The organism is Shewanella aestuarii (genome assembly GCF_014647215.1).
Lineage (GTDB): Bacteria > Pseudomonadota > Gammaproteobacteria > Enterobacterales > Shewanellaceae > Shewanella > Shewanella aestuarii.
In genome coordinates this window covers 141,854-165,708 of record NZ_BMOT01000004.1, presented here as the reverse complement: position 1 = coordinate 165,708, position 23,855 = coordinate 141,854, and the positions used below count along the sequence as shown (strand labels likewise).

Below are 23,855 nucleotides of genomic sequence, written 5' to 3'. Positions count from 1 at the left end.
TCAGCGAGTGTTTAAACATAAAAAGGTCGTTATTAAGTGGCTTTTTGTATCTTAATTCGATTACGTTTTTGTAAATGTGTATCTTTTTTAGGATACACATCCAGTTATTTCGCAACTGCAGCTAATTTTTGCTGCTCCTTTTTCATTAATCCTAAAACATCAGGGTCTTTGGCCAGTTCCTGTTCATTTAAGGTCACATTTATGTTGTTGCGAATGGCATAGCAGCCATTTCGACCGAAGTTTTTAAATATCGTGGGTACATTCAAGCCAAGCATTTTATGAATTTTATTCAGATCTGCATGGTAAAAACTGTCTTCAACTGTGTTCATCATGCCGCCATCAACTTGAGCATTGAGTTGTTTTCTCAGGGAAAACTGAATCAAGAGTAAATGTGGCACGCTGGTTAAACTGCGCATTACAGGTTCATCTTTTGTCGATGAGTGTTGCTGTACGCTCACCAACCAACGGCGTTGGTTGTCTGGATCGCGCCGTCCAGTTATGTGAATATCAATCTGATTTTTAGGCAATTGCGATAAACTATTCTCAGTGACTTGTGCGAGCCATTGTTCTTGTAACCAACTAATAGCAACCAACAGCAGCACCATTAATAACAATATTTTGGAAGTTAAACTAATTATTAACCTTGCTTCGCTAGGGGGTTGCCACTGTGCATTGGTAAATAGATGGGTGATTTCTAACATTTGCGCAAACAAAGCATAGAGGGTAATGGTACCAGCAATAAGTGCGGCTTGTTTACTGATACGTTGATAGAAAGTGACGCAAATTGCCCAGCCTAAAATAGTTAATGTTAGGCTAGATAAAATAACATCTGGGATGTATTTCCAATAACGGTTATCAATGTTAGAGGTGACTGAAGCTACGACTAAGCCGCCGCAGATTACCATCCACACCCAACGTTCATGCAGTTGAAACAAACGTAACCGTCTGGGGCCATATTCAAAAAAAGCTGCCGCGAGTAATAAAAACACACTATTTAAGGTTGATGTATAAATGCGCATCACATTGACGTCGTCAAACATTAACGCCAGTGCAGGCCAAATAGCCCAAGTGAGGCTAGCTAGGGCGACAAACAATAAGCCTTTCTCCCGCCGCGGGATATCTTGGGGCGCTATGTCTGGGGTCGGGTATTTATAGGTTATCCAAAAAATAATACTCGCCATGCCACAAACACAAAGTTGTGAGATTAAATACCAATGCGGGTAGGCAAAGGTTATTGCTGTTAAATTTGGCATTGGGATCACTGAATTGAGTTACCTTGTTAATGTAAAGACGCTTGTTATTGTTCGATTACACCAGCTAGCGATAAAAATACTTATGCTTGAGCATAACGTCTATAAAGCTAAAAAACCAACGTAAATCAAGCTGTAAAGCTTATTTAAAGTCACTTGTAAAACTTGCGAAACTATTTTTTCCATCCGTTAGCTTTAGCACGATTGGTCAACATCGGCTGCTCTCTTAACATAATTGCAACCCATCGATTTGCATTCGTTTTGAATCCGATTTGCATTCTATTCGTAACGTTAGCAGGAGAGCTTAATGTTTAAATCACACCCTCGCGGGCTATCAACCTTATTTTTTATCGAAATGTGGGAGCGATTTAGCTTCTATGGCATGCGTGGATTATTGCTGTTGTTTATGGTCGCCAGCACTGAGCAAGGTGGCTTTGGTATGAGTACCGAAGATAGCGCTGCTATTTATGGGTTATATACCGCGTTGGTTTATTTATTGGCCTTGCCTGGAGGTTGGATTGCTGACCGCTTAATTGGTCAGCAAAAAGCGGTGTTTTACGGTGGCGTATTCATTACGTTGGGTCATTTTTCGATGGCAATTGCTGGCAAAATTGGCTTTTTTATTGGGCTGGGGTTAATCATTATCGGCACCGGATTATTAAAACCCAATGTCAGTGCGATTGTTGGCCAGTTGTATCACAACGACACCTCAAAACGCGACGCCGGCTTTTCAATCTTTTACATGGGGATAAACTTAGGGGCTTTTTTAGGTCCGCTAGTGTGTGGCATGTTGGGTGAAAACATCGATTGGCATCTAGGTTTTGGCGCAGCAGGCATTGGCATGGTATGCGGACTGATCCAATATAGATTCAAAATGGGTGAACTTGGTGATGCTGGTACGTTTCAGCCCACTAACCCACAACAACACGCAAAAGATAGCTGCCTGTTTGTTAAAATATCGGGCACCATCATAAGCTTGATTGTAGGTGTTACCGTTGCCGCAAGTACTGGAATGATTAATCTCAGTTTAAGCGCCGTTGCCAGTGTCACAGGAGTGCTTATTGTTGCTATGGCCATTGGCTTCTTTATTTATGCGTTAGTGTTTGGCCATTTAACTACGGCACAGAAAAAAAGCATCGGTCTTATCTTCTTACTATTTATTGGTTACGCCATTTTTAATTCTGGGTTTGAGCAAGCGGGCTCTTCAATGAACCTGTTTGCCAAGCAATATACCGACCTCTCAATATTCAATTGGCAAATGCCAGCCAGTTGGCTGCAGTCAGTCAACGCCCTGTTTATTATTATCATGGCGCCGATCATGGGCGGACTGTGGTTGTGGTTAGGGCATAGCACTCCGTCGGTATTAGTTAAGTTTAGCTTGGGTTTACTGTTACTCGGTTCAGGCTTTTTTGTACTCGCGTGGGGCGCAAGTTTTAGCGATGTCAATTCAGCGGGAGTCAGCCCTATGTGGTTAGTAGTGACCTACTATCTGCATACTATTGGTGAGCTGTGTTTAAGCCCTATTGGTTTAAGCGCAGTGTCGAAATTATCACCCAAGCATTTAGTGAGTCAGATGATGGGTATTTGGTTTATGGGGGCATCGCTGGGTAATTTAATAGCAGGGTTAGCAGCAGGACAAACTGGCACCTTACCGATGCAAGAGTTATTTACGATTGTGGCGAGTGTGTCGGTCATTGCCGGGGTGATTTATTTGTTGATTTCACCGCTGGAGAAGTATGTAAAGGTAAAAGTGTAACTCAAAGCGCGTAGAGAAGTGGAACCCTCAAGTTTTGACGCCACTTGCCGCTGTTATTTATTTATTGATTTATATAGCTAATATCAAACATCTGTGTGCTGCATTGAATTTTATCCCTATGCTGTTCAGTAGGGCTTAAGTCAGGTAAGTTCGTTGGTAGCATTTCTAATAAGATAGGCGAAATGGTGATTTGGTATGTGCCAGGCGTCAACATGTAGGCTTGCGTTAAATCTAAGTCGACGGTTAAAGTCTGCATTGGTTTTAACTGGATAAAATCTTCACTTTGCGGTTTGCCTCGTTTGGCGAGGGCGCCTTGGTATTGGACGCTTTTCCCAGCTCTAGTTATCGTCATAAACTGGCTAAACCAAGCATCAAAGGGGGTATTCCAGCTCAGAAATTGCCAGCTGTTAGTACCAGAATTGCGCATTGAGAATTGTAACTGTCCATTTTGGGGAGTAGTGGTAAGTTCACATGTAACCTGTTCGTTCATGTCACTGTGTCCTTGAGCGTTTTGGCTAAAAATCAACATACTGGCTAATAGTATATGTGCCAGCAAAGCAAGAAATTGAAACGGCTGGGCTACTCTGAACATGAATAAGTCATCGATACTGGATCTGTGTGCTCATTATAGTTAAAAAGGGCGGAGAAACTCTGCCCTTTTTGGAAAAACTAATAATAAAGCCTGTTAGTTTTGGAATGGCGTGTTTTCAGCAAAATATTCATGGCTGTCGGCATTTTGAATTGCTTGAGCCGGATCACTAACGGCTAATGATTTAGCACCAGCCTGGCCATAAACTACATCATCTGTTCCCGCAACAATGTTGAAATGGCTGACTTCATGAACAATAGTACCGCCCTTTGAGTCCGTTCCCGTTGTTGGTGCAGTCCAAAATGCGTTACACATGTAAATTTTGTAAGGTTGTGTTGGATAGACATAAGCAAAGTAACTTTTCTTACAGCTACAATCGAACGTTAGCGCTTCATTGTTTAAGCTACTATCGATTTTGCTAAAGTTGCTGGTTACCGTATTCCATCGGCTGGCATCGTAGTTACCAAACCAGGTGTTGTAGCGCACAGAACCTGCTTTATCATTGGTGCCTTGCAGGTAAGATTTACTATTTGCAGCCATAGATTTTGCAGCTGCTAAGCCTGCCAAAATATCAGTTTGCTGCGTGTTGCTACAGCGACCGGTGAAGCTAACATCTCCCGGTGTTGTGCCACCACCATCGCCTGTACCAGGCTTGCCTTTACCGGCTCCGCCTTTGAATTCACGACCTTCAAGATAGAAATTAACATTGTTTGAGTTAATGCCATCAATACCTAAACGCGCTAACTTCTTTTCTTGTCCAGGGTTAGGGGCAAATAATTGCATTGAACTGACGTTGTAGCTGATATCGTAGTTACCCGTTTCAGACATGTCATAAAGAGAAGATAATTCGACATTATAAGATACGCTTTCACCCGACTTTAACTTGATATAGTCGTTTTTACTTGGTGCTGGACGCTTATAATGCGCGCCCAAATAGTGACGCTCTTCACCGTCAACAAGCACTTTAAATAGTGATTCTTCAACACCATCAGCAGCGGTATACCATTTAAGAATTTTGACGGGCACTTTTTCATCGTTAGTCAATGTCACACGAACCATGACATCTTCGTTTGCTTGATAATCTTGTTTACTCATTTCTAAGCTTGCACGTATCCCATCGGCTAGCACACTTGTGCTACATAGTGCCAATGCTAAGGTCAGAGCTGATAGCTTGCTTGTTTTGTTCATTAAAGTCGTCCTTACAATGTTATTTTTATGTTACAACTTTGTTTCGGTTTCGAGTTTATGCCTAATTTAACGTTTACAGCAACTAAAATAATTGGGGTCAGATGAGTAAAATTCATTCTATTATCTTTTTAGGACGTCCCATTTTCTTTGGATGCATACTTTTCCCCGTTAGTTTTTCTATTTGAGCTTTGAATGTGTCGCTACCGATTACCATGCCTTTATTGGTTGCTTGACGAATATCGCTAATCATTTTTGCATCTAATTGATGTTGAAATAGGACTCTGTAAGATGATTGCCTTGCTTGAGAATTCTGGCTTATTGACAGGTAAATTTGATGTGGAGTACAAAACTGGAGGTTTTACCCAGGGCGTTGATTCGATAGCTTGACTATATATTCGGCAGGGTCATTAACCATCTTCGCTCTTACTGGGTTGAGTTCAATATAACGATATAGTTGGATTAAGTAGTCTTTAGTTTGAACTAAGCAAGGCTTGAAACGACCTTCCCAAAGGGTTCCGGTACGTTTGTATGGGTAATTAAAATATCTGACATATTGCCTACCAAGTGATTGCATCATCAGGCTAACTGCATTGGCTTTAAAATCTTGATAGGTGTGAAGCACGCTTGGCGATTATTACCCCGTTAAATGATATGTTGAGGAATACCGATAGGGATTACTCTAGCCATTTATTCAAACTAAAGAACCGCAGCATTGCCCAACCAGGTCAAAACATAGCAACTTGGTTGAGCAAAACACGTGAATATTAGAAAAAGCTGTCAACAAACACTGCTTTGCGCTGAGTGTCACTGGCCAGAAAATCTTTGATAACAGCAATATGGCCTTGCCCAGCAATCACCAAAACTCGTTTCCCTGGGCTGGCCGCTAGTTGAATATTGGCATACATGCGAAAGTTTCTGTGCCACCAACTTGCCGCAGCATCTGCGCCGGCAAAGTTATCCCCAGCACCCACTTCATTGCTGAGTAAGTAAATGGATTGATTCAGCCGATATTGTTGTTCTGAATTCATCGCACGCAACACGCCAGCCAGGCTCAATGTCTGATGCATTTCGTTACTTTGGGCAGTAACCTCTGCAATCAAGGTATCAAAAGCCGCTTGAATGGCTGGTGCCTTTGTTGGCATTTGTTCAAACAGCAGCTCGGCATTCCAATGTATTTCCTGCTCGTCGAAGCAGCGCACGGCGCTACCGCCTGCGGCTTTAGCAACCCTGAATCCGAGTTGATAACTCTCATTCACTGGCAGTGTAAACTCGCCTTTTAAATACTGCTGATACTGCTCATTTAGCTTGCCCTGAAAGCTTACAGGACACTCCAACAAAACATCTGTCGGGGCAAATTCCTTCGCCAGTTTTTGGCTGAAGGTCTGTAAATACTGCTGACTGTCAGCAGAGGTAACATCCAGCACTGACGTTTTTACCGTGTCCAAACCTGGGTTAGTAAAGTGAAAAGTACCTAACAACATAATTTGTGCCGGCTCTTCAGCATGAACAGTTTGAGCCCCTATTAACAGTGTGGTTGCTAGAAAGATTAAAGCGGATATTTTTTTCATTGTAATAACCTTATGAGTTTTAGAAGTTAAACATCAATAAGCGAAAACCATGCCAAATATTAAGCTTCTGTTTTGTATGAGATTATGTGGTGAGGATGCAAGTTTCTAGTTTATAGTTCAAGAGGTATGAGTAGAATTGACCAATTTTTAGTAGAAGTGGTAGTAAGTGACTATTACCATCTGACTAATCGATATGAATGATGGGTTGCTTCATTTTCCCGATGAGAAGATAAGTGGGGTCAGATAAGTGGGGTCAGAGTAAACTTTATTCTATTAGCTTAAAAGGGCGTCCCATTTTCTTTGGATGCATAGTTTTCCCCGTTAGTTTTTCTATTTGGTCTTTAAATGTGTCGCTGCCGATTACCATGCCTTTATTGGTTGCTTGACGAATATCGTTAATCATTTTTGAATCTAATTGATATTGAAATAGGGCACGATAAGATGATTGCCTTGCTTGAGGGTCGTTGCTTATTGAAAGGTAAACTTGATGTGGAGTACAAAGCTGAGAGGCTTTACCTAGGGCGTTGATTTGATAGCTCGACCAGACATATTCGGCAGGGTCATTAACCATATTCGCTCTTACTGGGTTGAGTTCAATATAACGATATAGTTGGATTAAATATTCTTCGGTTTGCACTAAACAAGATTTGAAACGACCTTCCCAAAGTGTTCCGGTACGTTTGTATGTGTAATTAAAATATCTGACATATTGCCTACCAAGTGATTGCATCATAAGGCTAACAGCATTGGCTTTTTGAGGAGTACAAAGCAAATGAACATGATTTGTCATAAATACCCACGCGTGAATTTCAACATGAAATTTACGTGAATAATCTTTTAGCCATCCAGCATAGGCTTTAAAGTCTTGCTCAGACGTGAAGCAAACGTGGCGATTATTACCTCGTTGAATAACGTGTTGAGGAATACCGATGGGGCAAATTCTTGGGGACCTTGGCATGAGCAACTTCCTTGTTCAAAGTGACTTGAACTAGAGAGTATAGCTAAGAAATTTAAGTTTACTCTGACCCCACTTATTGCTTAACCTCAGTAATACGGCATCAGCCGCTACTTTTTGCTACTCATTGACAACAGTCAACTCCGTGGCAAAAAGCAGCGGCTTTTTTGTCTTACTTTCGGCAGTTACGCTATTTCAGTTCATCTGCCGCCGAGCTATTTATGTAAAGAGTCGCTTCACCAGCGACGCAATGATGGTGGTGGGTTTCATTGAAGTGTAGCGACCATTTGTCGCTTTTTTATCAGTGTACTAATAACCTATTAAATGAATGTTATTTCATCGGCGAACAAAACACCTTCTTTTTTACCTTTAACAACTTTAAAACTAACTTTAGTATCATTTGATATTAATATCTCATCATTTTGATTCTGTAAGTTTTTAACTCGAAAGAAATAATCATTCTCATGTTCTGTTAATGCATTTATACAGCCGTATTCATCTTTCTTATTGAAAAACTTTATTGTCGATTTAATAGTTTTATCATCAGGGATTGAGACTTCTGGTATAATTAAATCAGCCAAAGTGTTTATGTATTCATTTTCATTGAGTTCAGTGATTAATATATTTACTTTAACCCTTAATTGTGTGTCTTTGTGTCTATTAAATATTATTGATTGTGAGTCTTTTTTACGTGTTATCGGTGTACCATCGCCTAGTTTCATTGAAAATAAATCTTGATATCTTTTAGGCCCGATACCAGTGAATGCTACGAACTTAACTTTATTGTCACTTGTTGTCTCAGTATCTGTAATACTATCATTGTGTAGCTCAATCGCTTTGCTTTTAGGGTATGGCTCAATATAAAAAACTTTATCTATACCCGAGGCAACGATATGTTTTGCACAATTGTGACAAGGATAGGTAGTGCAATACATTGTTGCCTTATTTACTGGTATTCCATTTCTCGCTGCTGACATTAGTGCTGACATTTCAGCATGTACCGCTCTACCAAATTCAGTAATATCGCCTAGTCTTGTTGAGTCAATTAATTTAAATAACTCCTCACTTTCGAGATTTGGCACTTTATCTTGTAAGCTTTGAATAATTTCATTGATAATCTTATCTTTTTCCTCAGCATTTTTATCACCACCAAGTGTATAGTCGCGTTTATCTTTAAACTGTTCAGGTTTTTCTGATCCGTTTTGATCATAAGCTATATATGGTATATCAGGCCAATAGTGCCCACCGCCAAATCTAGGTACATCATTCGAGCCCATTGCAATAATGTCATTATGTTCATTAGCTATTGCTGAACCAACTTGTCTTGATAAGTCAGCAGATCGAAGTGAAGACATATAGGCAAGAAACATACTATGTTCATCGGGTGTTGGTGTAACAATAGGTGCGCCAAAAATCAAATCAACAAATCTTTCTAAATACGAAAATACAATTTTACTATTATCTTCACTAAGGTTTAAAAATAAATCAGAAAGCTGAAATGCTTTGTTTGTTTGATTTCCGTATTTATTATTTTTTTTGGCTTGTTTATCATAATCTTCATCGACCATTTTTCTTGCTAGTTCGGAGTCAGCCGTTTCAATTGTTTTCTGTTTTAATCGATCTTCATATGGTGAGGTTACTCCTATGGTATAAAAACATTTACCATAGATCTGTTTTAATCTTTCAATCTCTTCAGGTCTTTTTAGACTGTCAAGTATATAAACTTTGCAATTGTTATTTTTTTCTCTATTGTTTTTTAAATGTTTAATTACTAGGGATGAGAATATCTCTAGGTAATAAATATTATTAGCATTCTGTTCTCGAATGCTCCCCATTGAAATGCTTGTGCTATCTAACTCATTCCGTGTTAGGGTTTCAGTATTTCCATTTAATAAATTCGGTAAATTACTTACTTGTACCACTTCTGATATAAAATTGAATCTATTAATTGATTCTGTTAATTTTTCTATAACTTTATCTAAATCAACACCAATAGGTGCAACTAATCCAATAATAACTTCCTGATAATTAGTCTATTTTTTGTTCAAAATATATATCCTTATAAGTTACAATAATAATTTTTTTGTGATTAAAACTGTTCAATAACCATCATTTCCCAACCTCGCTCTTACCCAAACACCGCTGCGCAACTTGATACACGATCGCATCAACCTGCTGTTGACTGAGTAATTGTGTCCTAACAGAGGGCAAGGTTTTAACCAGCTGTTTATGGTTTATGATCGGAAACGGGGGTTTTGTTTGGCTGGTAACGTACCAGCCGGGGAAGACTAATACTGGACTGGAAAATACTGGCTCACCTGTGGCTTTAGTGAGCCATTGGCTGACCCATTTAGCTTGGCGTGTAGCTTGTTCGATTGGTTTGGTTTCAGTCCACGATGGAAAGCATAAGCGTCCGTCTTTATAGAAAAGCTCGTAACCTTTGCCACCATTTTGATTGTTTTGAGTATGGTCTTTATGTCGTTTATGACGGCCTTTTGTTTCGATGGCGAATACACCATTTTTGCCTATGGCTAAATGGTCGATGTTAAAGCCGTCGGCTTGAATGTCGTGAAACACTTGATAACCCAAAGCTTGTAAGCCGATTAACTCATTTGCTGTGGCGATTTCTGCGGTATGACCTAAACGTAATTTGGTGAGCTTTGAAAAGGTTTTCCATGTTTTGTAGCCGCAATAAACTAAGCCAAGCACAGATACTGTGGCGAATACGTATGGAAATGTGCTGTTTGAAATATGCGATTGAATACTTTCATACGCTAATGGAAAACTGATTACTATCACTGCCATGGTCATGCACGTGATTAAATCTATCTGCAAGTCTTGTATTTGATTCTGTAAGCCAAATGCAGGGATGCGTAATAGCTGTTCACGATCAACTGGCAGCTTTACCGTGTGGTCACGATATTTAAGCAGTAAGTGCATTATCAGTGCGATCAGAAATATGCCTGAAACTAAAATGGCCGTTGCGATTATGCTGGTTGATAGCTCTGTCATTATCTTCCTTGAGCGGACTAAATAAGTGGGAGAGTAGTCACTTTCAAAACGGACTCAATTTCCCAAACGCTTAATGGAAATGCATCAAAAAAATCAAAGGGGGAAGGGCGTTAAGCGTTGTGCTGTGGCTTTTTGTAAACGATAGCGTGGTAGCTATGGTTTCATCCCTGATTTTGATTTGATCACTTACCGCTTTGACTGCATTTGAGCCTGCATTCCTTGTGTGCTCTGACAATAACCGATTTTAACGCTTTTATTCAATCTCTATTTGTGTTTTTTGTGACAGTTAGACTAAAAATATCATTGCATAATAATGACTTGTATCAGTGTGTATCCAGTTGAACTGCTTATTTTAGCCAGTTAAATGCGCTTAACATTATTGTGATGGGGGATTATCGCCCTTGTTTGTCGAATGCTCTACCTAAGGGTTCAAAATAAGCCATGATGGCTTGGTAAATGGCGGCGCAATGGTTTGCGTCAGGGTAAGCGCCCAGTTTTGCTAAGGGCGAATTAATGGTGCTGTTGACCAGATATGGGTTGGCTATAGCGGCATGTGTCTGTGAGTACATTTCAATACTGGATTCAAAGGCGCGCGCCATTATTTCAGTGGGTTTGGCAAAGTATAAACTTTGTTGCTGTTTATCAAGTGCAATGGCGCGGCGCACATAATCACTGGGGTTTTGGCTATTGTTGCTTAGTAAAGTTACCTCAAACAACTTCGACAATTGCTGATTAAGTGGATGGTTGATGAGCTGTTTATCGGCTAACCAATGGTCACTGGCGCAGGCATAAGGGTTAAGGTGATATGCATCGCTAGGCTGTGTAATTTGCGGGTTAAATAACACCTTGTCAGTATTATGATATGGATTTAGTAGGCTGTCGTTTTGATACATTTTATCGGCAATGTAATGGTCAAACGCATGCCAAAACTCATGGGCTAGTGCGCCTGCTCCTGCGTTTTTGGCTAACGCTAATTCACGGTAGGCCGGTGAGTAATGCGCCTGTACGCCTTTTTGCCCACCATGACCAAACGCAAAACGTAAGCTACCACGAAGGCCAATTAATTCAGGTGGCACACGTAAAATATTGGCTAAGTCTGCCAATGCATCAAATATCAAATTTGCGGCTAAGGCCGATTCGGTGCGATTAACCCATTTGCCGACGCGAATATGCTGTAAGCCAAAGGTATGCTTAATATCTAAAAAGCTCACCGACTCACCATGACGGTAATCAGGGCCGATACGTTCAAAATGACGTTGGTGATGCAATAATGAATGCCGTGTAGCCAAATGTACCTCTGATACAACCAAAAAAACTGAACAATATACGTATTAATTACTCCGTTAGAGCAAATTTAACTTAAAGGGTGAGCTGTATAGGCTTTGAAGTGTTGCCATAGGCTTTGGGCTACGGGTCCTAACAGTTGCTGTTTATTTTTAATAATGTAGTAATTAAAATTCATCACACTTTCGCTGTCGGCCAAATTAAGCACAACTAATTCATTGTTGGTTATGCTTTTTTGTATTTGATGGTAAGGCATACTTCCCCATCCCATACCACTTTCTATTAACATTTTTTTGGTGGCAAAGTCACTCACATACCAACAGCGTTGGCCTTGTTGGATGCCCCAACTTTTATTTGATGAGCCTTTACCTGAGTCTTGAAGCACAATCTGATATTCGTTGGTCAGTTGTGCCTTAAATTGCAAATTAGGATGCCGTGCTAGCATTACAGGCGAGGCGACGGTGACTAAACGACCTGAATTTAACAAGTGCAACTCGACGTTGGAATCTTGAAAAAACTCATCATTAATGGGTGAAATACACAGAGTAGCTTCTTGTTGCATTAGTGCCTCAAAAGCCCCTGTTAGGTGTTCTTGTTTTAGGACGATTTTTGTATCAGGAAATTGATTTTGTACCTTAGTCAGTAACGGAATAATACTTTTTAAATCGAATGAGGCTTCTGTGGCTAAAGTGACGCTGGTTTCATTGCCTGAATGAATATGCCTCGCCATTTCTCGTAATGCATTGGCTTCATCTAAAACACGTAGTGCATGTTGGTACAGCACCTTTCCTTCAGTCGTTAATGCTAGCCGATAACCGGAGCGATTAAATAAATTCACCGCTAATATCGATTCTAGTTGTCGTATACCTTGGCTGATGGCGGGTTGAGTTTTATGCATTAATTCACTGGCTTGACGCAACGAGCCTAATTCCGCGACGGCTTTAAACATACTCAGTTGTTCAAGTTTCATCTGATGCCTTTGATGTAAATTAAAAATTTATAAGATATTAACATCTATTCAATATTTTTTATCATGTTGGGTGGTTAATATTTATCTCTTAGTGGAACAGTGGCATGCCACTCGTTAAATTGGTGAATATTAAGCGGAGATAAAATATGAGTAAGCTAAGAAATATCGGTATGTGGTTTAGTTTAGTGTTGGCCAGTTTGGCATTTTTAGCTGCGGGCTTGGCTAAGTTAGCCGGTGTTGAGCAACTGCATATGTCGTTTGCTGTTATGGGATTACCCGTTTGGTTTGGTTATTTTATTGGGGCCTGTGAGGTTGCTGGTGCGGTAGGTATTTGGATGCGCAAATTAAGTCTTTATGCTTGTTCAGGGTTAATTACTATTATGCTTGGTGCTATTTATTTTCATCTTGTGTTTGATGCGGTAACCCATGCTGTTCCTGCCGTGATACTCAGTTTATTACTGCTTAATATTGTTAGCTCCCGCAAAGCGCAACTAGAACTCAGCTGAGGTCAATTAAACACATAGGTTGATGGTAACTGGGCTATTCTCCATTGCGTTTATTCTCAATGGTCGAGGTTGTTTAGCAACCCTAGGTGGACTTTGGCATCAGCTGCTTAACCACACTCTCGTGACTGGTGATGTATAAACGGTTCCTGCTCAATGAGTCCATTGAGCAGCCCTAACACAGGCTGGTTTATATTGGTGGCCTAGCTTTGTGTTGCCTATCTCACCCTTGCCGTGTGGGTCGTTGAACTTGGCTCGGTTGTTTTGCAATATTGAAGCGGAGTTTAGGCAAGATTCTTAACCCTACCCAGCAATGACGTTGAGCCTGAACATTTTCTGATGTTGGCGTATTACCTCAGCGACACCAGAGAAGAGAATGTGGCTGACGTGGCAATTTTAGTCAAAAGCAAGCTATTTAAAAGTGAGATCCATTAATCACTATAGTCACTTGTTACTCGCTATTCATTTCTATTTTGACTAACCTTTAATCATCGTTAGGTATAAGGAGTAATACCATGAAAGTGTGCGATATCATGACCCCAAATCCTGTTTGTATAAGTGATGAGGCCAGCTTGAAAGATGCCCATCAATTGATGCAAAGTCGTAATGTACGCCATTTGCCAGTGATTTCTGAAACGACCGGAGAGTTTATCGGTTTATTGACGCATAAAAAAATGATCGCCAGTGTGTTAACTATGCTGAATAAATATGGCCAAGGGGCATTAGATAGAAAAGAGCGTTACACGCCTATCGCAGATGTGATGGAAACCCAGGCGCAAAAGTTAGGCTTAGATGAGCCGCTTACGGTTGTGGTGCAGTATTTTATTGATAATAAGCTGGGTTGCTTACCTGTGGTGGATGATAATAACAAGGTACTTGGCGTGGTTACTTCATCTGATTTTGTTAAACTTTGCCAGCGCTTGTTGCTTATTCAAAAATAATCTTAAAAGGTCAACAGACCCAAGACTTATCCGGTGCATCGCACAACAAAAAAGCCCAAAGTGATCACTTCGGGCTTTTTAGTCATTAACCGCAACTTGGGTTAAAGCGATTACAAGGTGTAGCGAATACCAATAGCGATACCATCTTCTTCAGAAATCGACATTCTTGCTTCTTGCTCTTTATTGTCACTTGTAAAGTCGCTGAAGTCTTTACGGCCTTCAACATACAAAACCGTGTTGCTATCCCATACATAGTGCAAACCGACTACAACAAATTGACGTTTAAATACATCGTTTGGATCTGCGTTAAAGTTTGGCTGAATCACGTAGTCATCACCGGCGTCTAGCATGTTATAAGACACAAATGGACGTAGACCGTTTTCAAACTTGTATGAGAACAATGATTCAATACCATAGGCTTCTTTGATTAAGCGGCCTATGTTATCTGTGTCGTGATTTTCTTGCTTGTTAACGTTGGCTGCAGCATAGAAGCCTTCATTTTCAAAATTACCCCAAGTGACACCGGCACCATAAATAAGATCAATAGCCGTTGTTTGCTCACCATTACCAAAGGTCACATCAAACTCACCTCGGTTTACACCCGCGGTAAAGGTTAATTTGTCAGTGGCGTTATAAGTTACCGAGCCGCCATAGGTGTAATTAAATTCAACTTGTTGCGCTTCTTTAGCACCACCTAAAAATTGATCTTCGCAATCAGCTTGGCTAATTTCTTCAGTCGTATCGCAGGTATAAAAACTGCTATTTTTAAGTTGGGTTTGAATGGCAAAACTGACATCACCAATGCTATTACGGTACTGAACGGTTTTATCACCACGACCCACACCGTTCACGGCACCATCGTCTTTGTTATAGGTATATACGCCAGCGGCATTACCATCCCAAACAAAACCGTAGTTGGTGTTATAAACCACATCGTACCAAGCACCCCATTGCTTACCTATGGTTAATGAGCCATAGGTGTCATGTTCAAGTCCAACATAACCTAAGCGGTTATAAAAGAACTCATCTTGCACTGACTCAAAGCGGTTGTTATAAACGATATCGCTGTTACCAACAGGGTTAACACCCCACTCTAATTTAGTAAACGCCTTCCAGCCATCGGTAAGCTCACGATTAAAACCAAAGTTAATCCGTGAAGCGCCATTTACTACTTCTGTTTCACCTTGAGTATTAATGATACGCGCATCAACAAAACCGCCAATTTCTACCGCGTTTTTATCATCTTTGTAAATTTCAATTGCCGATACTGTAGGGGCAATAAATAGTGCTGAAAGCGTGGTGGCTATGAGTGTCTTTTTCATGTGGTATTAACCTTATTTGATTGAGTCTGCAAGCTGCATCTCATTATTCTATGCCTACTTGAGTTGCATTTGAGATTAGCAAAAGAATATCAATCCCTCAAAGACAAAAACGCTATAACAGGTGATTAACATCAATTTTTTTAACTATTTAACGGATGGCATACAGAGTTAAATGCTAAAAACACACGACTAAAACAGATAATGAACAAATGACACATTGTGGTAACATGATTTTTGAGATTTGGGCGTTTTTTATAGATAAGTGACGTGGAGTAAAAATGATAATAGCTTGCCCCCATTGCGATACTTTAAATCGTGTGCCGCAAGAACGACTTGAGCAACAACCGACTTGTGGTAAGTGTAAACAACGCCTTTTTACTGGTGAAGCGATAACACTAACCGCTGAAAACTTTAGCTACCACGCTAATAAGTCTGAAATTCCGCTTGTTGTTGATTTTTGGGCTAGCTGGTGCGGGCCGTGTAAAAGCTTTGCGCCTGTGTTTAGTCAGGCCGCTGCAAAGTGGGAGCCTAGATTCCGTTTCGGTAAGCTCAATACAGAAGAGCAACAGACATTAGCGGCGCAATTTAATATCCGCTCTATTCCAACCTTAATGGTATTTAAGCAAGGTAAAGTGATTGCGCAACAATCGGGCGCTATGCCTGCCTCATCATTTAACCAATGGCTTGAATCGTTACGATAGGCTTCATATGGAAAGGCTTTAATCAGATAGGTCAGTTTTGAGTGAATAAAAAGGTGATAATGAATCGCGCTTTTTATCAATGAGCTAAGTACTGCTGAATTTTGATTGTAAAACATCTATAAAACCCAAGCGTTTCGAGTCATTTATTTTTACAGAGTAAATTAATTTGTATTGTAAAATTAGGTGTTTATGATAATTTATCTCGAACTAATCATCATGATGGAATATGAATGCGCTACCTACTTGTCACGTTACTGTTAACCTTATCTGGTTGTGCAGTTCAGCCCCAACCTTTTAGTGTGGTTATTGATCCCTTATCGCCTTCTAGTATTCGTTATAGCGGCGAGATTAACCCTGAAAATGTTACTTTATTTGAAAAGCTGATTGCCAATGCTCCCACAAGAATAGATTCATTGATCATCAATAGTGGTGGCGGAGATGTTTTTGCTGGCCTTCGATTTGGTGGGCTTGTCTATCAGTACAAATTGAAAGTTGTGGTTGATAAAGTATGTGCATCATCTTGTGCAAACTACGTAGTGACAGCAAGTGATGATGTCATCGTTAAAAGCGGTGGATTACTAGGTTGGCACGGTGGTGCCTTGCAACCCTTTTACCAATCTTTAATGTTATCAGAAAAGCAACGATCTGAAGTTAAGTTAGATGCAAAACAAGTTGAGTATATAACTAACTGGCGTCAAGCTGAGGAGGATTTCTTTAAGCTGATCAAGGTGAATCAGACTGTGACTGTGTTAGGTATGATGCCTGAGCTTGTGAATAAAAGAGATGCCCCATTGTTTAGTTATGATCTGCAAACCTTAAAGCAGTTGGGGTTAAATATTACTTTTGAAGGTGAGCAAGCAACAACTTCAAGTTCTGGTGAGTATGTGGTGCAAATTTTTAGCTTATCACCTGATGTATTAGACATGTTGCTCATCCAACATGATAAAAGATTGCTGAATAACTGAGCTTAGTTATAAATTAAGTGAGGGTATATCCAGACCTCACCTAATATTTTACTTTCGGTTGTTAATATCGTTTGTAAGCTTACATTTATCGTCTTTGTATTTCTGAGTAGATTTCGACTTTGATAGCTTGGCATTATTCACTTAATGCTAGCTAGCCCTATCAACTTGCCTTGAGAAAGATGCTTTTATCGCTAAAGGTAACCCGAAGTATCGATTCACCCTGATATTAGCAACCCCAAAGACCGTCACATAACCTGCATTTATTACAGTTATTACAATAATTGGCCATTCTCAAGAACTCAACGTATCGGACGGGCTAAGCTAACTGAACTCATGCACTATTTCAACGACGCTACGATTTCTCGGAAAAATGCGATGGTTTCGTGTTTTGAAATTAACCCATCTTGAAAGCCTAAATCGGCACTGTTTTTCACAATCACGACTTGGTGTTTTTGATTGATGTAAATATATTGCCCGTATACCCCAACACAAAAAAACTCTCCCGCTTCAGCTTCGGGTGGTAACCAAATTTGGTAGCCATAGCCCAGTTTGTCAGCTTGGGGTTGTAGGTAATCTGCTTGTGGGGTAGTAGCGGCTTTTATCCACTGCGCGGAGACAATTTGTTGGCCATTATAGGCACCGTTATTTAGCAATAAACGACCAAAACGAGCATAGTCGCGGGTGGTCATGTTTAATCCACCTAATGCGAAAGCCACACCTTGTGAGTCGGTAAGCCAATAAGCATCGTCTTCCATGCCTAGCTGTCCCCAGAGGTTTTGTTGTAATAGCTCGATTAATGACTTGCCTGACACGCGCCTTACTATCATGCCAATAACATGGGTATCCATACTGACATAATGAAACGTTTTGCCTGGTGCTGACTCGTTGACCAGCTCGCTGGTCATGTGATCTAACGAGCCGCCAATAGCTAAAATGCGTCCCATTTTATTGATATCAGAATAAAAGTCTTGATAGTCTTCATTCCACTTCACGCCCGACGACATTTGCAAAACGTGCTTTACTTTTACATTGGCATAACCCGAGTGAGCCAGTTCTGGCAGGTAAAAATCGACGGTTTGTTCAATATCAATTTTGCCAGCATCGACCTGCATACCAAACAAGATTGACACAAAGGATTTTGCCATTGACCAAGATATGCGTTTGTCATCGCTATGGGTGCCTAAAAAGTATTGTTCATAGCTAATTTGATCATCTTTTAGCACTAACAAAGCTGTGGTGGAACGGCGGGTTAAAAAGGAGTCGGTATTGGTCGATTTATTGCGGTAAGTGAATGACTCCGGTAATGGCTGTAAGCGACTTTTAAACACATAAGGCGTACCTTGTTGTTCAATTTTAGAGTTAAAAAACACCTCTTTCATGTGAGAAAAGTTATTCACGATTAATGCTTTATCAAACAAGGTGATTACGCTGTGCAAACGATTAAGGGTTTGCCAATTAAATGCAACGATCAGGGAAAGAATGATGACTATGCCAAGAGCGGCAGCTTTGATGTACTTAAACCTAATCGACATCTGGGTTATCCAAAGGGTAAATTAACGTATGTTAAGTAACCTAGCGTTATCGCTAAGATAAATCAATTGATTGATATATCTGTGGGCAACAAGATTATTTCTCTGACAACAGGGCAAGACGAATGAGAGATTCGATGGTTGCAGACTGCTCTGCGGCTAACGCCACTCCAAACTCAACGCCTTGCAGAAAATGAGTTGTACTTTACTGGATTAAGGGGAGCTGCAATTAAATCCGTTTAAAATCTTTATCTAACATGTTGCTCAATAGCATTTTTCCCGCAGGGTTAACCCTAAATTCGCCATATTTAGCATTGGCAAACTCTTGTGCGCGGCCCTCTTCAAAGAAAAAGGCATTACTGGCAAGTTTCACTCTGCCGCTTCTTACTCGATATTGGATTATGTGTTGATTTGGCAGCAGAGTTTGGCCTTGGTAGAGGTCATCAAATTGGGCTAGTTTGTGTTGGTTTAAGGTAACAACAAACAAACCATCATAGTTCTCTAAATCATTTTCTAAGTGAGTTGCTTGGCTAATTTTATTGGCTATCTGGTAGTTGAGCGCCATATAGTCCCCCTGCATTAATGAGCGGGGGTCTACTGGGGCCAGTTCAAATACCACAATTTCGCCATTAGCCAGTTGTTGTTCTTGCTGATAAATGTTGAAGTTTATCAGTGCCAAAATGACCAAAGCACTTACTATCACGCTAAGCGTACTTTTACTGAATGTCATGGCGTTGCTCCTGATTGCTGATCGTTTTGCCGACGCTGACAGCCAGTGCCCAGCGGATCAGTAACAACATCACTCCACTGGCCATTAACCATAGTGATTTGTCGAATAAGCTAATATGTAACGAGTAGTAATATAGGCCAATAAAACTCACTAATGCGCCGATGGCTAGAGCAAACAACTTTAATTCATTGTAAAAAAAGCCGATGAGCAACATAAGTAACGCGGTGCTGATCCCCGCCATGGGAATGGATAATAAACTGATTAATATAGCGCTTAAAATGGAAATAATTTTAACTTGGCGAAGCTGTGTTGTGTTTGTTGGCGCAATAAGATGGCTGCTTAATTGCTTAAATATATTGTGAATTAGCCACAGTGCAGATAACAGCACCATAATGACAGCAAGGTAGTGGCTAAAGCGGGAGTCGAATGTTATCAGAACTTGGGGAAGGTCTATCCACAATCCCATGTCTGATAAGGCAAAATTCGCAAACAGTAAGTTAAGGCCTAGGGCGTAACCTAACATTCGCATACGTTGATAGCACTTTGGCCAATAGTAACGCTGTGACCAGACAAGCATTAAACTGACAATGAGCAGTGGCAGAACTAGCTGGGTAAGTTGCTGAATGACCAGTATGGCTAACAGGCAAGGCACCATAGCGATAGCGGCAATAAATTGGTTGGTCTTGTGCGGAATAAGCCACCAATGTAATGCAAAAACCACTGCGTACATCAAGGCTATAATGTCATCATCTGTTTGTTTTAGCGTGTCGTGGATCCCCCACAGCAGCATTAATTGGCCGGCTATACTAAAGGCAAATACCATCTGCAGTATAAATTCTTGGTTGTGGTTACCCACTCGATAATAGGTCAAGCATCCCAGCGTAATTAATATTCCGATTGCCAATATTGACTGTTCGATGTTGTCGATTGAGGCCATGCTCGTTAATAAAAATGCCAACAGAAATAATGCAGCAATCCAGCCGCCAATCATTTGGGCGCCAATGATATACCAAGGGCTTGATAGCTTCATCGCGGGTGGACTGTCATTATCAACCAGTCCCTGGTTGAATAGTGAGCGCCATAATTGTGCTGGTGCTGCTTGAACTGGGGCTTTGCCTGATTGACTCATTGGGTGATTTACCAGGTTACTCATGATTGGCATCCCCATCGTTAAGGGAGGCTTTTGTGGTAAATTCCTGTTGAATTTGTTTTAACCAATATAAACAGCCGCTAGTCAGGCCAACTATGATCATGGCGATCAGCAAGAAGATCCCAACCGGATCATTATTTTCTAATAACCCCCTAGATAATAACGCCACGATTACTGCGCATAGGCTGGTTAATACTAACGTCAGTGGATAAAGCGCAGGCGAGCGGTAGCGATACCAGCCAAACATAGTGGCCATTAGTGTTACATAAGCCAAGGTATAGAAACCAAAATGGGCGGTAGAATCAAAATCAAACACGACCCAAATCATCAACCAAGTTAAGCATACTACGCCAGCTAATATGCTGGTGGCCTCTACTGCAGGGCAATGAAAACGAGCTTGAGCAGTCCATGTTAACCTGCGTGCGAGACTAAAAAGAACATGAATAGTTAAGTTAATTAAACCAAAAATCGCAAGGATCTGAATATCTTCTAGCAATAGCCCGAATACATGTGAAAATGAATCAAAGTAAATGCCTAAGCTAATATTAATTAATACCACCACTAGCAACCACAATAGATCAAACCCAGCAATAACAGCAAAAGGCAAAATCAGCACCGCCCATAGTGCAAACAATTGCCAGGGATCTGCCCCTGTTTGATAGGTTTGTCCGACTAATGCTAACAATGCACCAACCATAATGCTGGCACCCAATAACATGGCGTTGGCTAGGTTCCAAGCGGCATTTAACGGGCTAAACTCAAAGGGGATGGAAGTATTTGAAGCACGATTCGCGGCATAGAACCCACAGATAAAGGCAATCAATAACCCTTCAACAATCGCAAATTTAGTTAGGTTGGCTAATGCATCCCAATTAAATGCCATGAAAAAAATCACCCCAGCGCTAAGCAATAAAATGCCAAGAAATAACACCAGATGAGTAATCAGTTGCAGCCAATTGTGTTGAGTCGGATGAGGGTAAGCAACGAGCATGGCTGCATTCAGTTTATTGGCGGCGATTTTCCCCTCAGTAAACCAATGCCATATATCTGAACGTTTTCTGATCATCATTCCTGTTCCTTGGATTTATGCTGCGGATAATTTGGATAACTTCACAATGTGCGGATGACGGTTTGTGGCCCATTCATGGTAGATATCAGCTAAATATTGCACCAATTCATTTTCATCGAGTGAAGGTAGGAACACCACATCTTTTACCGGACGTCGCAAGCCTAAACCTGAGTCGATACTGAGTCGCCATTGACCATGACACTGTATTGCTATCATTGTCGTGCCAAATACATCAAATTTTGCCATTCAGAGTTCCTTGCAGATCTAACAACAATTATCAGGATAGCAATGACAGTCAGTATAAAATATGAATATTTAAAGGGCTATAAGCCATTATCGTTCTGGCGGCTAAATTTTTTGCATAAAAAAAGCCAGTTTCCTGGCTTTTTATACTGTTAAATGGCGTTTACTTTATCTCGTTTACGCCATTAATGGCGACATTTAGAAAGTAATAGATTTGTCAGCACTACAAGTTGCAGTGCCAGCTTCACATACTTTGTAAGTGTAGGTAAGAGAAGATTTAGAGCTTATTGCATCTGTATATGCACCATCATTAGCTGTGGTGGCGATTTTACTGCTGTTACGATAAACATCAACGTTGCTACCTGATAGTCCAGCAAAGCTTAAGTTGATCGACTTAGCACCTTTACTCTTCACGCCATTTAAGCTCAAAGTAATATCTCCGCCAGTCGGTGGTGGCGTTACGCCGCCTTCACAACCGTTGGTTGTTAAATATGCATGTGCCGCAGCAGCTTTAACAATACCGTATCCGAAGTAATCATCTTTGCCTGTTGCACCTGCATCTTGAGCCGTTGCTTTAAGAGCATTACGAATTTCAGTACCAGTACATTCATTGTGTTGTGACCATACTAATGCCGCAATACCAGACACCGCAGGCGTAGCCATTGATGTACCACTCATAAAGCCAAAGTCCGATGTACCTATGTTTATGGCCATAGTAGAGGCGGCAAGTAATGTTGCTCTGTCTTCAAATGCTGCGCCAACCGCAGGAATGCTAGTGGCGTTTGCATCGCCTAATGTGCCGTAAAGCATGCCAGGTTCATTGTTAATGATAACCGCACCCACACCGCCAGAAGCTTCACAGTTTGCTACTTTATCGTAGAAAGAGATCACGCCGCGATCGATTACACAAACATTACCATTTGCGCCGCTGTCTACCGTTTCAGCAGTGCCCATGTAATAAGTTGAACCAGATGCATTGCCTGAATTCTCCATAGAAGAAGAAGCAATGAATGCGTTATCTGCTGTTAATGAAGATGCCGTAGCCATATCTGCTGGATAAGTTGATAAGGTATCAACACCACCCGCAGTCACTTCAACACAAATGGTTTCATCTGAGGTTGCACGAGGGCCTTTACCTGAAGAACAGGTTGGGAATTGCGAGAAATCAGCGATGTTATTATTGGCATCATTTGCACCAATCATCATTACAGATGGGTAACCAGCAGGGTAAGAACGGACACTGTTACCATCGTTACCTGCTGCAGCGACCACTAAACCACCAGCATCAGTAAAGGCTTGAAAGGCATTAGATTCTGTTGAGTTAGAACCGCCGCCACCTAGACTCATACTGATAATGTTAGCACCAGCAGCGCTACACAAATTTGCTGCGTGCGCGAGATCTGATGAATAACCCCATCCAGCTTCGTTGAACACTTTAATAATGTGTAAATCAACACCTGGCGCCATACCTACAACACCAAATCCGTTGTCTGCTGCCGCAATTGTGCCAGCTACGTGAGTACCATGTGGGCCACCATTAACATCCCAGCTACCAGTACCTGAGTCGTTATCACCTGTGATGTTGTTCCATTGGAAATCATTATTGCTACGGTCTAAACCCGAATCAATAACACAGACTTTGATGCCTGCATTTGGGTTAAAGGTGACTTGGTTTGCTTGAGATTGGTATACCGCGTATGGGGTGACTTGCTGGGTCATTGGGTTACCAATGTCATCGGCATAAACAGACATCAAATGGCGCGGTTGGTCTAATTCAACCAGTTTGACGTGTGGATTATTTAATAGTCCTTTTACTTGTGCTAAATCTTTACCGGTAAAGGTGGCAGCGATAAAACCTTCACCATCAACATGGATTTGTGCACCTAATTGTTTGGCTAGAGCCTTAACTATGCCTTTTTTTTGTTGGTCGACTTGAATGACATAGCGATCATCCGCAGCTTGTGATGAGGCAGTTACGCCTACAGTAAGAGCTAACATTGCACTTGAAAGTAAAGATAATTTCATGATTTTTCTCTTTTTAGTTATTGTTTTACCACCAGCCACATTCGCCTGTCTTTGCAAGCTTTGGTAGCACTTTATATAAGGTCTTAAGTGTAGCTCAGTCAAAAG

Annotated in this window: 21 protein-coding genes; 5 read left to right on the top strand and 16 right to left on the bottom strand. The window is 40.9% G+C overall.

All coding sequences use genetic code 11. The features are described from left to right. Positions 1 to 104: 104 nt before the first annotated feature. Entirely contained in the window at positions 105 to 1,253 is a 1,149-nt protein-coding gene (locus IEY03_RS08125) for a hypothetical protein (protein WP_188840858.1), read from the bottom strand. Positions 1,254 to 1,557: 304 nt separating this feature from the next. On the opposite strand from IEY03_RS08125, the gene IEY03_RS08120 reads away from it, so the two are divergent. Further along, positions 1,558 to 3,006, top strand: coding sequence for a peptide MFS transporter (locus IEY03_RS08120; RefSeq protein WP_188840857.1), 1,449 nt, complete (start codon positions 1,558 to 1,560; stop codon positions 3,004 to 3,006). Between the two features lie 61 nt (positions 3,007 to 3,067). Here the strand turns inward: IEY03_RS08120 and IEY03_RS08115 are convergent, their stop codons facing one another. The 8 genes from IEY03_RS08115 to IEY03_RS08080 form a co-directional block, all read right to left on the bottom strand. Then, positions 3,068 to 3,598: a hypothetical protein gene (locus IEY03_RS08115; protein ID WP_188840856.1), complete on the bottom strand. Its 531-nt coding sequence runs from the start codon at positions 3,596 to 3,598 to the stop codon at positions 3,068 to 3,070. 93 nt (positions 3,599 to 3,691) lie between these two features. Continuing rightward, positions 3,692 to 4,783: a M35 family metalloendopeptidase gene (locus IEY03_RS08110; protein WP_188840855.1), complete on the bottom strand. Its 1,092-nt coding sequence runs from the start codon at positions 4,781 to 4,783 to the stop codon at positions 3,692 to 3,694. 764 nt (positions 4,784 to 5,547) lie between these two features. Beyond that, positions 5,548 to 6,351, bottom strand: a complete 804-nt coding sequence (locus IEY03_RS08105; protein WP_188840854.1) for a DUF5694 domain-containing protein — start codon at positions 6,349 to 6,351, stop codon at positions 5,548 to 5,550. A 265-nt stretch (positions 6,352 to 6,616) separates the two neighbouring features. After that, on the bottom strand, positions 6,617 to 7,309 hold the full coding sequence (locus IEY03_RS08100) for a transposase (RefSeq protein WP_188840853.1): 693 nt from the start codon (positions 7,307 to 7,309) through the stop codon (positions 6,617 to 6,619). Between the two features lie 317 nt (positions 7,310 to 7,626). Next, a complete protein-coding gene (locus IEY03_RS08095) occupies positions 7,627 to 9,318 on the bottom strand; it encodes an anti-phage dCTP deaminase (protein WP_268238991.1) in 1,692 nt (563 codons plus the stop codon). Positions 9,319 to 9,415: 97 nt separating this feature from the next. Next, a complete protein-coding gene (locus IEY03_RS08090; protein ID WP_188840851.1) occupies positions 9,416 to 10,318 on the bottom strand; it encodes a nuclease-related domain-containing protein in 903 nt (300 codons plus the stop codon). A gap of 392 nt (positions 10,319 to 10,710) precedes the next feature. Beyond that, entirely contained in the window at positions 10,711 to 11,607 is an 897-nt protein-coding gene (locus tag IEY03_RS08085; RefSeq protein WP_346055218.1) for a CLCA_X family protein, read from the bottom strand. 65 nt (positions 11,608 to 11,672) lie between these two features. Next, positions 11,673 to 12,572: a LysR family transcriptional regulator gene (locus IEY03_RS08080; protein ID WP_188840850.1), complete on the bottom strand. Its 900-nt coding sequence runs from the start codon at positions 12,570 to 12,572 to the stop codon at positions 11,673 to 11,675. Between the two features lie 146 nt (positions 12,573 to 12,718). On the opposite strand from IEY03_RS08080, the gene IEY03_RS08075 reads away from it, so the two are divergent. Both IEY03_RS08075 and IEY03_RS08070 read left to right on the top strand, forming a co-directional pair. After that, positions 12,719 to 13,078: a DoxX family protein gene (locus tag IEY03_RS08075; protein ID WP_188840849.1), complete on the top strand. Its 360-nt coding sequence runs from the start codon at positions 12,719 to 12,721 to the stop codon at positions 13,076 to 13,078. Between the two features lie 512 nt (positions 13,079 to 13,590). Further along, positions 13,591 to 14,016 (top strand): CBS domain-containing protein, encoded by a 426-nt coding sequence (locus IEY03_RS08070; protein WP_188840848.1) that lies wholly within the window; start codon positions 13,591 to 13,593, stop codon positions 14,014 to 14,016. Positions 14,017 to 14,126: 110 nt separating this feature from the next. Here the strand turns inward: IEY03_RS08070 and IEY03_RS08065 are convergent, their stop codons facing one another. After that, on the bottom strand, positions 14,127 to 15,338 hold the full coding sequence (locus IEY03_RS08065) for a porin (RefSeq protein WP_188840847.1): 1,212 nt from the start codon (positions 15,336 to 15,338) through the stop codon (positions 14,127 to 14,129). Positions 15,339 to 15,616: 278 nt separating this feature from the next. Between IEY03_RS08065 and trxC the strand changes: the two genes are divergently transcribed. Together trxC and IEY03_RS08055 are read left to right on the top strand one after the other, a co-directional pair. Then, positions 15,617 to 16,039, top strand: coding sequence for a thioredoxin TrxC (gene trxC, locus IEY03_RS08060; RefSeq protein ID WP_188840846.1), 423 nt, complete (start codon positions 15,617 to 15,619; stop codon positions 16,037 to 16,039). Between the two features lie 230 nt (positions 16,040 to 16,269). Then, a complete protein-coding gene (locus tag IEY03_RS08055; protein WP_188840845.1) occupies positions 16,270 to 17,004 on the top strand; it encodes a Clp protease/crotonase-like domain-containing protein in 735 nt (244 codons plus the stop codon). A 338-nt stretch (positions 17,005 to 17,342) separates the two neighbouring features. On the opposite strand, the gene IEY03_RS08050 is transcribed toward IEY03_RS08055, so the two are convergent. From IEY03_RS08050 to IEY03_RS08025, 6 genes are all read right to left on the bottom strand, one after another. Next, complete coding sequence (locus IEY03_RS08050; protein WP_188840844.1) at positions 17,343 to 18,536, bottom strand: serine hydrolase domain-containing protein; 1,194 nt, start codon at positions 18,534 to 18,536, stop codon at positions 17,343 to 17,345. Positions 18,537 to 18,762: 226 nt separating this feature from the next. Beyond that, entirely contained in the window at positions 18,763 to 19,263 is a 501-nt protein-coding gene (locus IEY03_RS08045; protein ID WP_188840843.1) for a GDYXXLXY domain-containing protein, read from the bottom strand. Next, entirely contained in the window at positions 19,250 to 20,416 is a 1,167-nt protein-coding gene (locus tag IEY03_RS08040) for a DUF4401 domain-containing protein (protein ID WP_188840842.1), read from the bottom strand. The genes IEY03_RS08045 and IEY03_RS08040 overlap by 14 nt, the downstream gene beginning before the upstream one ends. After that, complete coding sequence (locus IEY03_RS08035) at positions 20,409 to 21,482, bottom strand: DUF2157 domain-containing protein (protein WP_188840841.1); 1,074 nt, start codon at positions 21,480 to 21,482, stop codon at positions 20,409 to 20,411. Before IEY03_RS08035 ends, IEY03_RS08040 begins: the two co-directional genes overlap by 8 nt. Positions 21,483 to 21,497: 15 nt before the next feature. Beyond that, positions 21,498 to 21,728, bottom strand: a complete 231-nt coding sequence (locus IEY03_RS08030; protein WP_188840840.1) for a DUF7661 family protein — start codon at positions 21,726 to 21,728, stop codon at positions 21,498 to 21,500. Positions 21,729 to 21,923: 195 nt separating this feature from the next. Beyond that, positions 21,924 to 23,750 (bottom strand): S8 family serine peptidase, encoded by a 1,827-nt coding sequence (locus IEY03_RS08025; RefSeq protein WP_188840839.1) that lies wholly within the window; start codon positions 23,748 to 23,750, stop codon positions 21,924 to 21,926. Positions 23,751 to 23,855 lie beyond the last annotated feature (105 nt).

Bases quoted from the DNA above. Each gene is read 5' to 3' on its own strand.
- IEY03_RS08125 (WP_188840858.1), bottom strand. From the start codon at position 1,253: ATGCCAAATTTAACAGCAATAACCTTTGCCTACCCGCATTGGTATTTA.
- IEY03_RS08120 (WP_188840857.1), top strand. From the start codon at position 1,558: ATGTTTAAATCACACCCTCGCGGGCTATCAACCTTATTTTTTATCGAA.
- IEY03_RS08115 (WP_188840856.1), bottom strand. From the start codon at position 3,598: ATGTTCAGAGTAGCCCAGCCGTTTCAATTTCTTGCTTTGCTGGCACAT.
- IEY03_RS08110 (WP_188840855.1), bottom strand. From the start codon at position 4,783: ATGAACAAAACAAGCAAGCTATCAGCTCTGACCTTAGCATTGGCACTA.
- IEY03_RS08105 (WP_188840854.1), bottom strand. From the start codon at position 6,351: ATGAAAAAAATATCCGCTTTAATCTTTCTAGCAACCACACTGTTAATA.
- IEY03_RS08100 (WP_188840853.1), bottom strand. From the start codon at position 7,309: ATGCCAAGGTCCCCAAGAATTTGCCCCATCGGTATTCCTCAACACGTT.
- IEY03_RS08090 (WP_188840851.1), bottom strand. From the start codon at position 10,318: ATGACAGAGCTATCAACCAGCATAATCGCAACGGCCATTTTAGTTTCA.
- IEY03_RS08080 (WP_188840850.1), bottom strand. From the start codon at position 12,572: ATGAAACTTGAACAACTGAGTATGTTTAAAGCCGTCGCGGAATTAGGC.
- IEY03_RS08075 (WP_188840849.1), top strand. From the start codon at position 12,719: ATGAGTAAGCTAAGAAATATCGGTATGTGGTTTAGTTTAGTGTTGGCC.
- IEY03_RS08070 (WP_188840848.1), top strand. From the start codon at position 13,591: ATGAAAGTGTGCGATATCATGACCCCAAATCCTGTTTGTATAAGTGAT.
- IEY03_RS08065 (WP_188840847.1), bottom strand. From the start codon at position 15,338: ATGAAAAAGACACTCATAGCCACCACGCTTTCAGCACTATTTATTGCC.
- trxC (WP_188840846.1), top strand. From the start codon at position 15,617: ATGATAATAGCTTGCCCCCATTGCGATACTTTAAATCGTGTGCCGCAA.
- IEY03_RS08055 (WP_188840845.1), top strand. From the start codon at position 16,270: ATGCGCTACCTACTTGTCACGTTACTGTTAACCTTATCTGGTTGTGCA.
- IEY03_RS08050 (WP_188840844.1), bottom strand. From the start codon at position 18,536: ATGTCGATTAGGTTTAAGTACATCAAAGCTGCCGCTCTTGGCATAGTC.
- IEY03_RS08045 (WP_188840843.1), bottom strand. From the start codon at position 19,263: ATGACATTCAGTAAAAGTACGCTTAGCGTGATAGTAAGTGCTTTGGTC.
- IEY03_RS08040 (WP_188840842.1), bottom strand. From the start codon at position 20,416: ATGAGTAACCTGGTAAATCACCCAATGAGTCAATCAGGCAAAGCCCCA.
- IEY03_RS08035 (WP_188840841.1), bottom strand. From the start codon at position 21,482: ATGATGATCAGAAAACGTTCAGATATATGGCATTGGTTTACTGAGGGG.
- IEY03_RS08030 (WP_188840840.1), bottom strand. From the start codon at position 21,728: ATGGCAAAATTTGATGTATTTGGCACGACAATGATAGCAATACAGTGT.
- IEY03_RS08025 (WP_188840839.1), bottom strand. From the start codon at position 23,750: ATGAAATTATCTTTACTTTCAAGTGCAATGTTAGCTCTTACTGTAGGC.